The organism is Lipingzhangella rawalii (genome assembly GCF_031628175.1).
Lineage (GTDB): Bacteria > Actinomycetota > Actinomycetes > Streptosporangiales > Streptosporangiaceae > Lipingzhangella_A > Lipingzhangella_A rawalii.
On sequence record NZ_JAVLVT010000001.1, the window covers coordinates 341,523 to 354,906 of the forward strand.

At 67.9% G+C, this 13,384-nt stretch carries 11 protein-coding genes; 7 read left to right on the forward strand and 4 right to left on the reverse strand.

Annotated features, from left to right (window positions below; genetic code table 11):
* Nucleotides 1–15: 15 nt before the first annotated feature.
* From RIF23_RS01495 to RIF23_RS01515, 5 genes are all read left to right on the forward strand, one after another.
* Nucleotides 16–1,170, forward strand: a complete 1,155-nt coding sequence (locus tag RIF23_RS01495; RefSeq protein WP_310910472.1) for an acyl-CoA dehydrogenase family protein — start codon at nt 16–18, stop codon at nt 1,168–1,170.
* A gap of 189 nt (nt 1,171–1,359) precedes the next feature.
* Nucleotides 1,360–2,604 carry an ABC transporter ATP-binding protein gene (locus RIF23_RS01500; protein WP_310910473.1) on the forward strand — a complete coding sequence of 415 codons (1,245 nt, stop codon included), beginning with the start codon at nt 1,360–1,362 and terminating at the stop codon, nt 2,602–2,604.
* Nucleotides 2,597–3,919: an ABC transporter substrate-binding protein gene (locus RIF23_RS01505; protein ID WP_310910474.1), complete on the forward strand. Its 1,323-nt coding sequence runs from the start codon at nt 2,597–2,599 to the stop codon at nt 3,917–3,919. Before RIF23_RS01500 ends, RIF23_RS01505 begins: the two co-directional genes overlap by 8 nt.
* A 36-nt stretch (nt 3,920–3,955) precedes the next feature.
* Nucleotides 3,956–5,317, forward strand: a complete 1,362-nt coding sequence (locus tag RIF23_RS01510; RefSeq protein ID WP_310910475.1) for an ABC transporter permease subunit — start codon at nt 3,956–3,958, stop codon at nt 5,315–5,317.
* Nucleotides 5,314–6,249, forward strand: coding sequence for a carbohydrate ABC transporter permease (locus RIF23_RS01515; RefSeq protein WP_310910476.1), 936 nt, complete (start codon nt 5,314–5,316; stop codon nt 6,247–6,249). The genes RIF23_RS01510 and RIF23_RS01515 overlap by 4 nt, the downstream gene beginning before the upstream one ends.
* 123 nt (nt 6,250–6,372) lie before the next feature.
* Here RIF23_RS01515 and RIF23_RS01520 read toward each other — a convergent pair whose 3' ends face one another.
* Nucleotides 6,373–7,629: an ABC transporter ATP-binding protein gene (locus tag RIF23_RS01520; protein WP_310910477.1), complete on the reverse strand. Its 1,257-nt coding sequence runs from the start codon at nt 7,627–7,629 to the stop codon at nt 6,373–6,375.
* 583 nt (nt 7,630–8,212) lie between these two features.
* Here RIF23_RS01520 and lnt point away from each other — a divergent pair.
* Nucleotides 8,213–9,844: an apolipoprotein N-acyltransferase gene (gene lnt / locus RIF23_RS01525; RefSeq protein WP_310910478.1), complete on the forward strand. Its 1,632-nt coding sequence runs from the start codon at nt 8,213–8,215 to the stop codon at nt 9,842–9,844.
* A 77-nt stretch (nt 9,845–9,921) separates the two neighbouring features.
* The gene (locus RIF23_RS01530) at nt 9,922–10,485 is read left to right on the forward strand and encodes an FxsA family protein (RefSeq protein ID WP_310910479.1); all 564 of its coding nucleotides are present in this window, start codon (nt 9,922–9,924) and stop codon (nt 10,483–10,485) included.
* 65 nt (nt 10,486–10,550) lie between these two features.
* On the opposite strand, the gene RIF23_RS01535 is transcribed toward RIF23_RS01530, so the two are convergent.
* The 3 genes from RIF23_RS01535 to RIF23_RS01545 form a co-directional block, all read right to left on the reverse strand.
* Nucleotides 10,551–10,946: an RNA polymerase-binding protein RbpA gene (locus RIF23_RS01535; RefSeq protein WP_310910480.1), complete on the reverse strand. Its 396-nt coding sequence runs from the start codon at nt 10,944–10,946 to the stop codon at nt 10,551–10,553.
* Nucleotides 10,947–11,084: 138 nt separating this feature from the next.
* Nucleotides 11,085–12,467, reverse strand: a complete 1,383-nt coding sequence (locus RIF23_RS01540) for an MFS transporter (RefSeq protein ID WP_310910481.1) — start codon at nt 12,465–12,467, stop codon at nt 11,085–11,087.
* Entirely contained in the window at nt 12,464–13,312 is an 849-nt protein-coding gene (locus RIF23_RS01545) for a glycerophosphodiester phosphodiesterase (protein ID WP_310910483.1), read from the reverse strand. The genes RIF23_RS01540 and RIF23_RS01545 overlap by 4 nt, the downstream gene beginning before the upstream one ends.
* Nucleotides 13,313–13,384: the final 72 nt, after the last annotated feature.

Below are 13,384 nucleotides of genomic sequence, written 5' to 3' on the forward strand. Positions count from 1 at the left end.
GATACTGGAGTGCACATGCCGGTGGAACGGGCCCTGCCCACGGAGGAAGCTGGGGACCTGCTGGAGTTGACCCGCGACGTGGTCGCCAAGGAGCTGGGGCCACGGGTCGCCCGCGACGAGGCCCGGGGCACGTTTCCGCGGGATGTGTTCACCACCCTCGGTGCGACGGGGCTCCTGGGGCTTCCCTATCCGAGTGAGTACGGCGGGGGAGACCAGCCCTACGAGGTCTATCTCCAGATGGTCGAGGAACTGGCTGCCGGTTGGTTGGCCGTGGGGCTCGGCCTCAGCGTGCACACCCTGGCCTGCTTTCCCGTCGCCACCTACGGCACCGAGGACCAGCGTCGGCGGCTGCTGCCCGAGCTACTCGGCGGCGAGCTCCTGGGCGCCTACTGCCTTTCCGAGGCGCACTCCGGTTCCGACGCCGCCGCGCTGGCCACCCGCGCCGAGCCGGAGGCGGACGGTTACCGCGTGTCCGGAGGTAAGACCTGGATCACCCACGGTGGGGTCGCCGACTTCTACACCCTCTTCGCCCGCACCGGAAGTCCGGACAGTGGCGCCAAAGGCATTAGCTGCCTGCACGTGCCCGCGGCAACCCCTGGACTGGAGGCCCAAGCCCCGGAACAGAAGATGGGCATGTCCTCCTCGCCCACAGCGGCGGTCAGCTTCGATGGTGCGCTCGTGGCCCACCAGGACCGGATCGGTGCCGAGGGGCAGGGGTTCTCTATCGCCCTGGCGGCCCTGGACTCCGGACGGTTGGGGATCGCCGCCTGCGCGGTCGGGCTCGCCCAAGCCGCCCTGGACGCCGCGGTGGACTACGCCCAGCAGCGAGAACAGTTCGGCCAGCCCATCGCCAACTTTCAGGGCGTGTCCTTTCTCCTCGCCGATATGGCCACTCAGGTCAGTGCAGCCCGGGAACTCTATCTCTCGGCCGCGCGGCTACGGGACCGTGGCCACGCCTATTCCCGACAGGCGGCAATGGCGAAACTGTTCGCTAGTGACGCTGCGATGCGCGTGACCACGGATGCCGTTCAGGTGCTGGGCGGATACGGATACACCACCGACTTTCCCGTGGAGCGGTTTATGCGGGAGGCAAAGGTCCTACAAATCGTCGAGGGGACCAACCAGATCCAGCGCATGGTCATCGGGCGTTCGTTAACCGGTCAGGGATAGCCCGCGCGGTATTCCCGCGATTAGTGCTGGTCAAAGCCATTTTTCGATGATGGGGCCGGTTCGGCCGTGGGAATCGGTGTTCACCGTTCGGATACGGATGAGTAACAGGAACTTTCGGCGTCTGTTCGTGACGGCAATTCGCTGATACGACTCTTCCTGAGGCGAGGTCGAGTCGTTGGGAGAACGGACGTGGCCGAGGTCGAGCTCTCGGGTGTCTCCAAGATTTATCCGGACGGAACCCGGGCGGTGGACTCCCTGGACCTCACCATTACCGATGGTGAATTTCTCGTCCTGGTGGGGCCGTCTGGCTGTGGCAAGAGTACGGCCCTGCGCATGGTCGCCGGCCTGGAGGAGGTCAGTGCCGGAACGCTGCGCATCGGACATCGTGTCGTCAACCGGGTGCCGGCACGTGACCGCGACGTCGCCATGGTGTTCCAAAGCTACGCCCTGTATCCACACCTGTCGGTGCGCGACAACATCGGATTCGGTCTGCAACTGCGGCGCACCCCCAAGGCCGAGATTCGCCGCAGAGTCGACGAGGCAGCTGCCACCCTGGGGCTGACCGAGCACCTGGAGCGCAAGCCGCGCAACCTGTCGGGGGGACAGCGCCAGCGCGTCGCCATGGGGCGGGCGATCGTCCGCAACCCACAGGCGTTCCTGATGGACGAGCCACTGTCCAACCTGGACGCGAAGCTGCGCGTGCAGATGCGCGCGGAGATCTCCCGGATTCAACGCTCCCTCGGGGTGACCACCCTCTACGTCACCCACGACCAGGTGGAGGCGATGACACTCGGCGACCGGGTCGCGGTACTCAAGCGCGGACTGCTTCAGCAGGTCGCCGCTCCCCAGGAACTGTACGAGCGGCCGGCGAACCTCTTCGTCGCCGGGTTCATCGGCTCCCCGGCGATGAACCTCGTGGATGCACAGCTCGAATCCGACGGTGCGGGCGCGGTGCTGCACCTGGGGCAGCAGCGGCTGAGTCTGTCTGGGGCGGTCCTGGCCGACCGTCCGGCCCTGGGCTCCTACCTTGGCCGGCGGGTGGCCGTGGGAATCCGTCCCGAGGACATGGAGGACGCCACCCTGGCCACGGACGGCGCCGCGGCCGTGCTCACCGCCACGGCAGACCTGGTGGAGGCACTCGGATCGGAGCTTCTCGTGCACTTCCGGGTGCCGGCGCCTCCCGTCGTCACCGAGGACACCCGAGAGTTGGCCCGGGACCTCGGCGCGGAGGAGACGGCAGGGCCGTCCGCTGCGGAACCGGGGTCGGTGCTGATTGCCCGGTTCAGCCCGCGGTCGGCGACCACGGCGGGGGAGCGGGTGCACGTTCGGGTCGACACCGAACGGCTCTACTTCTTCGATCCCGTGACCGGAGCAGCGATCCGGGGCGACAACCCAGTAGCCACGCAGCCGGAGAGAGAGGGAACTCATGCGTAACCACCAGCGCGGACTCGCCCGGGGGCGGGCGGCCCTGGCAGTCACGTCCGCCGCAGCGTTGCTCGGCGCCACCGCCTGCAACGGGGAGGACCCCTTCGACGGCTCCGAACTGTTGGTCGCCGCGGTGTGGACCGGCGCGGAACAGGAGAATTTCGAGGAGGTTCTGGCCCTCTTCGAGGAGGAGAGCGGCCACCGCGTGACCTACGACGACACCGGGGAGGACACCGCCGCCTACCTGGGACCTCGGCTCGAGGCCGGAGAGGCACCCGACGTGGCGATGCTGCCCCAACCGGGGCTGATGGCCGAGTACGCCGAGCAGGGGGACCTGGAACCCCTCTCCGAGACGGTCCTTGACGAGGTGGACGCCAACTACGTCGACTACTGGCAGGAGCTGGGCACCGTGGACGGACACGCCTACGGGGTCATGCTCAAGGCCGCCCACAAGTCCCTGATCTGGTACCGGCCCGAGGCATTCGAGAATGCCGGTGTCGAGCCACCCGACACCTATGACGAGCTGGTCGGTGGGGTGGCTCCAGCGCTGGCCGAGGCGGGGGAGACCCCGTTCGCCATGTGCGGTAGCGACGGCTGGACCCTGACCGACTGGTTCGAGAACGTCTATCTCTCGCAGGCCGGCCCCGAGCGCTACGACCAGTTGCTGGAGCGGGAGATCGCCTGGACCGACGACTCCGTCGTGACAGCGTTGGAGACCTTGGCCGAGATTTGGGCCGACGAGTCGCTGATGCACGGGGGAACCGACGGCGCCGTGGGCACCGGTTTCCCCGACTGCGTCACCGACGTCTACGGAACCGAGGACGCGGCGATGGTGTACGAGGGGGACTTTGTGGCGGCCAGCGCCGAGGAAGCCGGGGCCGTGGTCGGGGAGGACGCCCGCGCCTTCACCTTCCCCGCCGTCGGCGACGAGGCACCGGTGGTGCTCGGTGGAGACATCGCGGTGGCGATGACCGAGGAGGAGGCGGCCCAAGAGCTTCTGGCCTTCCTGGCGACCCCGGAGGCGGGGACGGCATGGGCACAGCAGGGCGGATTCCTGTCCCCGAACGACAACGTCGACGTGGAGGCCTACCCGGACGAGTTCACCCAGGGGCTCGCCGAGAGCGTCCACCAGGCCGGTGACGACGTGCGCTATGACCTCTCCGACCAGCTCCCCAGCGGTTTCGGAGCGACCGAGGGCTCCGGCATGTGGGCCACGCTCCAGGACTTCCTACGGGATCCCGGTGACCCCGAGGCCATCGCCGAGGAACTGGAGGAGGACGCCGCTGCCGCCCATGGCAACGGCAGTGACGAAGACGACGACTAGCCGGTTTCCGTCGGCGCACCGAGACGGAGGACACCCATGGCGCAGGGTGGCGACACCGCGGAGCACCGCGGGCAGGAGCCATCGGAACTCAGCGCACCCACGGCGGCGGGCCGCCTCGGCCCACCGCCGTGGCTGGGGGCCGTGTTCCTGCTCCCCGCCCTGGTGTTCCTCGGCGCGTTCATGCTGTATCCGATCGGGTACTCGGCATGGCGCAGCCTGTTCGACGCGAGCGGCGACACCTTCGTCGGTCTGGACAACTACGTTACGATCTTCACCAACCCGGACACGTTCATCGCGCTACGCAACAACGTGATCTGGGTGGTTGTTGCCCCCATCGTCGTGACCGCGGTCGGGCTCGTGTTCGCCGTGCTCACCGAACGTATCCGCTGGGCCACCGCGTTCAAGATCGTGGTATTCATGCCCATGGCGATCTCGTTTCTCGCCTCTGGCGTGATCTTTCGGCTGGTCTACGAGCAGGATCCGGACCGAGGGCTGGCCAATGCGGTCCTGACCACGGTCAGCGACACCGTGTCCGCACCGTCACCGTATCCCGGTGCCAGCCCGCGCGACGACGCCGGACTGCACCCCGCGGAGGGGGGCTACACACTGGACGCCGAGGTTGCGCCCGGTCAGGATCCGGTGCTGCTGCCTCTCGTCGGCCTGCCCCCGGACGACCTCCCGTCCGAGGCTGAGCCCGCCACCGTCCCGGAACCGCAGGAATCGGCGATCACCGGAACGGTCTGGCTGGACTTCACGCCCGGCGCCGAGGGTACCCAGGGGGTGATCGACCCCGACGAGCGGGGAATGCCACAGATGCGCGTCGAGGTGCTGGACGGCGACGCGGTAGCGGCCGAAGCCGTGACGGGACCCGACGGAACCTTCGTGGTCCCCGAGCTCACCGCGGACACCTACACGGTCCGGCTGGCGGCCGACAACTTCACCGAGCCCTACCGCGGTGTCAACTGGCTCGGACCGACCCTGGTCACCCCCGCGATCATCGGTGCCTATGTGTGGGTGTGGGCCGGGTTCGCCATGGTGCTGATCTCCGCGGGACTCGCGGCGATTCCACGGGAAGCGCTGGAGGCCGCACGGGTGGACGGGGCCACCGAGTGGCAGGTGTTCCGGCGGGTGACGGTCCCTCTCCTGTCTCCCGTACTGCTGGTGGTATTCGTGACCCTGATGATCTATGTCCTCAAGATCTTCGACCTCGTCTTCGTCATCGCACCGGGTGACGTCCAACGCGACGCCAATGTACTGGCCCTGGAGATGTGGCGGGTCTCCTTCGGTGGCCCCAACGACCAGGGGCTGGGCAGCGCACTGGCGATCTTCCTGCTGGTGCTCGTCATTCCCGCGATGATCTTCCAGGTTCGCCGCTTCCGACAGGAGAGGGCGCAATGAGTAGCGACAGGCACGCGGCTGTGCCCCCGCCCCCGCCCCCGGTCCCGTCCGCAATCGAGGACCCGGCGGCGGGCGCTCCCCGCCGTTCGGTGGCCGCTCGGATCGTGGGCACGGTGGGTTCCGGTCTCGTGCAGGTGCTTCTGGTGCTGATCGCCCTGTTCTGGCTGGTGCCCACGCTGGGATTGTTCGTGGTGTCGCTGCGCGCGCCGGCCGACAACGCGGCCAGTGGCTGGTGGACCGTTCTTGCGCAGCCAGCGCAGTTGACCGCGCGCAACTACCAGGCGTTGCTCGGAAACGAGCCGTTCGTCGCCTCGTTCTGGAACACGATCGCGATCACCGTACCGTCGACCGTCCTGATCGTGGTGATCGCCTCACTGGCCGCCTACGCCTTCGCCTGGCTGGAGTTTCCCGGCCGGGACTGGATCTTCCTCGGGGTGGTGGGGTTGCTGGTGATTCCACTCCAGGTCGCCCTGATCCCGATCGCGCAGCTGTACGGACTGTTGGGGATCTTCGGCACACTCGGCGGCGTCATCCTGTTCCACGTGGGGTTCGGGCTCCCGTTCGCGATCTTTCTGCTGCGCAACTTCTTCGCGGCGATCCCCCGGGACCTGCTGGAAGCGGCACGGATGGACGGGGGACGCGAACTCGCCATCTTTCGACGGGTGATTCTTCCCCTCGGCGGGCCCGCGATTGCCTCCCTGACAATCTTCCAGTTCCTGTGGGTGTGGAACGACCTGCTCGTTGCCCTCGTGTTCGCCGGAACCGACGCCCAGCCCATGACCGTGGAGTTGCAGGGGCAGATGCGCCAGTTCGGCGCCAACCTGGACATCATCGCACCGGGGGCGTTTCTGTCCCTGATCGTTCCCCTGGCGGTGTTCTTCGCCTTCCAGCGCTACTTCGTCCAGGGCGTCATGGCCGGATCGGTCAAGTAGCACACGGGACACACGGGCCGCTCCCCGCGCGCCCGAGCTGCGGAGCCCGCACCCGGACCGGGGTCTTGAGACCGCCGAGCCGTCCCGGGGCTGGATCCCGGAACGGCTCCCGCGACACCAGCTCTAGCTCGCGTGTGCTGCCTGGGCCGTGGCCGCCGCACCCACGTTCTGGGGGTGACCAATCGCCAGGCCGCTGGTGAGGTCGAAGAAGTGCAGGTGCCGGGTGTCGACACTCAACCGCACCGGCTCACCGGGACGCACCGAACTGCGGGGGTTGACCCGGGCGGTGAACACCGACTTGTCTCCCTGGAGGGGCAGAGCCGCCGCCTCCGCGTCGTCGCCGTCGCCGGCGGCGTCGGCAGCGAGCGCCACGGCGTCCTCATGTTGGAGCGGCGGAGCGTTCACACTGAAGATGACGTTGATCTCGGTGCCGAGCTCCTCCGTGACGTCGGCGGTGACGTCCATATAGCCGAGATCGTGGTTGCTCAGCTCCGCGTCGTCGAAGTCCGAGGGGCGAACACCGAGGACGAGCTGGCGCCCGAGGTACTCCCGCAGCTCGGGGCGTTCCCGGAGGGTTTCCATCGGCAGCTGGAGCCGGTGATCGGCGAACTCGAGTCGGGCGCCGTCACCCTCACGCTCGAGCCGGGCCTCAACGAAGTTCATGGCCGGTGATCCGATGAACCCGGCCACGAACAGGTTGACGGGGCGGTTGAACAGGTTCTTGGGGGTGTCCACCTGCTGGAGGCGCCCGTCCCGCAGGACCGCCACCCGGTCGCCCAGGGTCATGGCTTCGATCTGGTCGTGGGTGACATAGACCGTGGTGACTCCCAGTTCGGAGTGCAGTTGGTTGAGGGAGGCGCGCATCTGCACGCGCAGCTTGGCGTCCAGGTTGGACAGCGGCTCGTCCATGAGAAAGGCCTGGGGCTCGCGTACGATCGCGCGACCCATGGCCACGCGCTGGCGCTGCCCCCCGGACAGGGCCGCTGGCTTGCGTTTGAGGTAGCCCTCGAGTCCGAGCATGCGGGCCGCTTCCTGGACGCGCTGGTTGATCTCGGACTTCGGGGTCTTGCGCAGCTTGAGTCCAAAGGCGAGGTTCTGCTCGACGGTCATGTGCGGATAGAGCGCGTAGTTCTGGAACACCATGGCGATGTCCCGGTTCTTCGGAGGAAGATCGTTGACCACGCGGTCCCCGATACTCAGGGTTCCCCCGCTGATCTCCTCCAGGCCCGCGATCATGCGCAGTGCCGTGGACTTTCCGCAGCCGGACGGGCCGACCAGCACCATGAACTCCCCGTCCTTGATCTCCAGGGAGAGCTGGTCCACTGCGGTCACGTTGCCGGGGTACACCTTGTCCACATTGTCCAGGACGATCTGGGCCATGGCCGGACACTCCTCGCCTTATGCTTTCGAATTTGATCGAATCGCGTGTTGATTCGTTCATCATCGAACATCATCGAAGGGGGGGTTGTCCAGAGGGGGAGGCCGGGCCGGGGGAACGCTGGCGTGCTCCGAGGAGGTGCGTTAGCCTGGCGCATGGCCCCAGAGCTCTGGCGCCGGCTTCGTGAGGCGGGTGAATCGACACGCGATCCGAATTGTGGGTGCGGTGAGGATCCCATGGCGCCGGGTATCTCGGTAGGCTGCTGACCAGTCCAGCACTGGACGGACCGGCTGTGCGGTCCGGTTCTTGCGTCGCTGGCCGCCGTGCCAGGAGCCAGGCACGATGGCGGGTGATGGTAAGCCCGGAGCCCGCGGTCGGGCGGGGGGTTGGACCCGGAAAAGGCCCGAGCATCCAGTAGACAACGGTCTCCGCGCTCGCCGCCGACGAGACGGATCCGGTCCGAAGGGTGTTCCGGGCCCTTTTCCGTGTTCCGCTACCGGGGCTGGAGTCCGCCGGACTCCAGCCCCGGTGTGTACCCGTAGGCTCAGGAGCACGGCGGGTACCGACAGCGGAGGTCGACTGTTCATGGTGGCGAAGGAGGCCCGGTCTCCGGATCGGGAGGGACCGCAGCAGCCGCAACATTCGGGCACGACGGCTGGTCTGGACGGTACGGTCGACCAACGATTCCCTCCAGAACCCGCAGGAACGACGTTACTGCGTGCGGGTGCTGCCGCGGGCTCGGGGCTGGCACAGCTCTTGGCGCTTCCCCCCTACGGTCTGTGGTACCTCGCCCCACTCAGCGCCACCCTGTTGCTGCTGGCCGTACGTGGCGTGCGGCCACGCCGCGCCGCATGGCTGGGCGCACTTGCGGGAGCGGCCCTCATGGTGCCGTTGATCCGTTGGCAGGCCGTGTTCGGGTTCGACGTGTGGCTGCTGATCGCAGCGGCGGAGACCGCCTACTTCATCCCGATGGCGGTGGGGATTGCCCTGGCGGCACGTCTACCCGGCTGGATCGTGTGGACCAGTGCCCTGTGGGTCGCCCAGGAACTGGTGCGGGCGCGATGGCCGCTCGGAGGGTTTCCCTGGGGCAAACTGGCCTTCAGTCAGCCGGACACTCCCTTCACCGGATACGCGGCGGTGGGCTCCTCGGCGCTGGTGACGTTTGCGGTGGCGGCAACCGGTGCGCTGATCGCCGCCGCTCTCCTTCGCCTGTGGCGCCAGCGCCGCCCCGACCTTCCCACCGTCATCCTCATGGTCGTGGTGGCGGGGATTGTCGCCGGGGGGACACTCACCCCCCGGCTGGGCTCGGTCGAGGCGGACCGCACGGTTACAGCGGGAATCGTGCAGGGCAACGTTCCCGGTGTCGGCGAGATGGACATCACCGGTGAACGCCGGGAGGTGCTCAACAACCACGTCGCGGCCACCCACGAGCTCGCCGACGCGGTGGCTGCGGGTGCCCACGAACAGCCCGACATGGTCATCCTGCCCGAGAACGCGAGTGACATTGATCCCTACCGGGACGCCGATGCCCAGGATGCGATCCAGGGCGCTGCCGACGCCGTGGACGCGCCACTCCTGATCGGGGTGACCGAGGTCGTGGGGGAGCAACAGCGCGAGGTGCAGTCGGTGGTCTGGGAGCCCGAGGAGGGCCCCGGCGAGACCTACGTGAAGCGTTATCTGGTCCCGTTCGGTGAGTACATTCCCTACCGGGACTTCTTCACCACGTTCGTGTCGAGGCTGGACCAAGTCGGCATGGACGCGATTCCCGGGACCGATCCGGGAGCACTCGACCTTGGCGAGACCCGGGTTGCCACCGCGATCTGTTTCGACGTGGCCTTTGACGCGCCCGTGCGCCAGGCCGTGGCCGAGGGTGGGGAGGTTCTGGTCGTGCCCACGAACAACGCCAACTACAACTTCACCGGGCAGTCGGAGCAGCAGCTGGCCATCACCCAGCTGCGTGCTGTGGAACACGGCCGGGCGGCACTGGTCTCCTCCACCAGCGGTATCAGCGCCGTGGTCGAACCGGATGGGTCGCTCAGCTACGTCTCTGCGGAGGCCCAGCGCGATATTCACGTCGCCAACGTTCCCGCGATGCAGGGCCACACCCCGGCAACGAGCCTGGGCGCCATCCCGGAGTGGGCGATCACCCTGGTCGGTGTGGGGGCGCTTGCCGTGGGATATGTCCTCCAGCGGCGCGCGAAGCGTGGACCGGCGTAGCCCGCGATGTGCGGGGAACGAATCCGGGTCGGGGCACGTTCCCCGCAGTGGAGACCTATGGTGATCGGGTGATGTCCATGCCCCTACTGATACTCGTCGCGATCGTGGCGCTGCCGTTCCTGGAGATCTGGAGTGCCATCCTGGTCGGCCAGCAGATCGGCGCCCTGTGGACCGTCGCCGCACTCGCGGCCGCGTCCGTCGCCGGCATCATGGTGATGCGCTGGTCCGGACTGCGGGTGATCCGGGATATCGACGCCACGGCACGAACCGGAGAGATGCCACGCAGGGGGATGCTGGACCCGGTCATGCTCCTCGTGGGGGGAATGCTGTTGGCGTTCCCCGGTTTCGTCTCCGGAGCCCTCGGGCTGCTGCTCGTGCTTCCGTTCACCCGGCCGGCCCTGCGCTGGGTCTTCGCAGCGTGGGCACGGCGCCGGTTCGAACGGATGCAGGCGCGCATGGATGCGGCAGCGACCGGCGCGCCCCCCGGAGTGGTCGTCGTGGACGGGGAAGTGGTGCGTCGGGACCCAGAGGCGCAGGCGTCCTCCGACGCCGCCGACGAGTCGCGCCCCACTGTGATCCGTGGGGAGATCGTGGACGGGAAACCGCCACACGGGGGCGGCCCCACCGGCCCCACGGCGTGACCAGCCCGAGACAGGCCCAGATGCCCGGGCTCCGTGGGATCCGGTGGTGGGCACGTGCTCCCGCGCTAGGAGGCCTGGGCGCTGGCCGAGTCCTCCTCGGCCTTGGCCTCCAGGTACTCCTGCTCCTTACTCCGTTGCGACCGCAGGAGCTCCAGGCGCTCGGCCAGCACCTCCTCCAGGTCCTCGACGCTGCGCCGTTCCAGCAGCATGTCCCAGTGGGTGCGAGCGGGCTTCGCCTGCTTTTCCTCGGGGCGATCTCCGTCCACCATCAGGGCGGTGTCTCCGCAGAACCGGCACTCCCAGTTGGTCGGGACGTCGGCTTCGGTAGCGAAAGTCACGGAGAATCGATGGCCCTGAGGGCAGTCGTAGGTGACCTCTTGGCGAGGGGCCAGGTCGGTGTTGCGGTCGTTCTCGTAGCTGGTCGCTCCGAGTCGCGTGCCGCGCAGTGCTCGCTCGGCCATCGTGTGAGTGCCTCCAGGCGCTGTGTCGGTGTCATCGGTGACAACGTGCCAGTCCGGGTCAGGATTCCCCGGAGCGGGATGTTCCAACCCCGTGACCACGATCGTCTCGTCAGCGCCCCTGGGTGCACAACTCGGTGCCTACAGGTGGGCGGGAACGGGATTTCCCGCCTGTTGCACACCACGCCGCAGGTTCGCCAGGACCAGCAGCACACCGCCCACGATGAAGAATGCCACAAGAGAGAAGATCGCCGCGCGGTAGCCCCCGGTCAGCTGGACCGCCACGAAACCCACCAGCGCCGCTGTGAGGGTTCCGGCCCGGTCACAGATCGTGTAGAGGCCGAAGTACTCACCCTCCTTGCCCCGGGGGATGAGCTGGGAGAACAGGGAACGGGCCAGCGCCTGGCTGCCGCCCAGGACGAGCCCGATGCAGAATCCGAGCGCCATGAACGGGAGGGCCTGCCCGGCCGGCAGAAAGTAGCCGCTGGTCAGAATCAGCGTCCAGCAGACCAGAATGGCCACCAGGGTGCGTTTCGTCCCCAGGACGGTGGCCAAACGCCCGGTCAGCCATGCTCCCGCGAAGGCGACGAACTGGATCATCACCACGGTGGTGATCAGGTCGTCCATGTCCAGTCCCAGGTCCTGCTCCCCGGTGGCGTACGGGCCGGCGAACCGGATCGTGGCCTGGATCCCGTCGTTGAACAGTAGGTAGGCACACAGGTACAGCAGTGTCTGCGGATACCGGCGCAGCTCGCGCAGGGTGTGCCACAGTTGTCGGAACGTCGCGCCGACCGATGCCGGGCGGTCCGCGGTCGCGGCTGGCGCCACACGGTTTCGCAGCGGCCGTACCGCCAACAGAGTGAAGCCCAGCCACCACAGACCCGCCGAGGCGAAGGCGATTCGGACCGCGTGTCCCTCGCCGACCCCAAGTGCCTCCGCATTGAGAACCAGGGCCAGGTGGACCAGAAGCAACACCACACCCCCGAGATAGGCGAACGCCCATCCGGTGGAGGAGACCCGGTCGCGTTCGTCGGCGGTGGCGATCTCGGGGAGGAACGCGTTGTAGACCACGAGTGCCGCCCCGTAGGACACGTTCGCGACGAGAAACAGGCCAACAGCCAACAGGTAGTTGTCGCCACTGGCCAGGTACAGGCAGGTCGTGGCGCTGGCACCGACGGTCGCGAACCCCAGCAACAGTCGCTTTTTCGTCCGCGACCGGTCGGCGATGGCACCGACCACCGGAAGGAGTGGGATCTGGATGGCGGGCGCCAACGCGGTGGCCAGAGGCCACACGGCGTTGTAGTGGATCGCCAGCCCCAACAGGTACACATGCTCACCACTGGGCGACCCCTGCGCGGCGGCGCGGGCGAGTTCGGCGAGGTAGGGGCCGAGGAAGACGGTGACGACCGAGGTCCAGAACACCTGGTTTGCCCAGTCGTACAGGTACCAGCCGCGTTGCTCCCGACGGCGCTGTCGGGGGTCGTTCGACGGAAGGTTGGTGGGGGGAGTGGGGGTGTTCGTCATGGTGGCCCGTCGTTCGTCCTTCCGGTGCTGTGCGTGCTGGGGACGGCGGTCCCGGGCCACTGGCCGCGTTCCGTGAGGACCCGGCGCAGCGCCACGGTGTTGTCGGTGACGATGCCATCCACCCCAGCGTCGAGCAGCCGGTGCATGGTGGATGCCTCGTTCACGGTCCACACATGCACCTGCATGCCGTGCCGGTGCGCGGTCCGGATCAGGTCCCGGGTCAACAGTGGGAAGCCACGAATATGCCGGGGGATCTGGACACAGCCGACACCACGACGCACCAGCAGTGACAACGCCCGGCTCCAAGCGCCGACTCTGATCCGGGCTACGTCCACGGGGCCCGCCGACATGCACACCGGCCGGTCCAGGATCCGACGAGCCCGTTCCAGGCGAGCCTGCGAGAAGGAGCCGACACACACCCGGCGCCAGGACCGCGTGCGGCGCAGGGCCCGTGCCAGCGGCTCCACGGCCCGATCATCCTTGATGTCGATGTTGAGACGGACCCGCGGCCAGGCATCCAGCAGTTCCTCCAGGCTCGGCACGGTCTCCCGGCCACCGACCCGGGCACGGCGAATTTCGGCGTAGTCCAGTTCCGCGATGGCCCCATCGCGGTCGGTCACCCGGTCGAGGGTGGCATCGTGGAAGGCCATGGCGACGCCGTCGCGGGAGGCGTGGATATCGGTCTCCAGGTACTGGTATCCGAGCTCGACTGCGTTCCGGAACGCGGGCAGGGTGTTTTCCAGGAGCAAGGCGTCGCGCCCCGGGGGACCTTCGGTGTCGGTCAACCAGCCGCCCCGGTGGGCCAGAGCGATCGGGGGACGGATGTCCAGATAGTGGTTGGTCAACGTTCCTCCCAGTGAGCCCCGGGGTGCACGCCCGGGACAGGGTCCGGTCAGTATGCTCAGCAGGGGCGAACC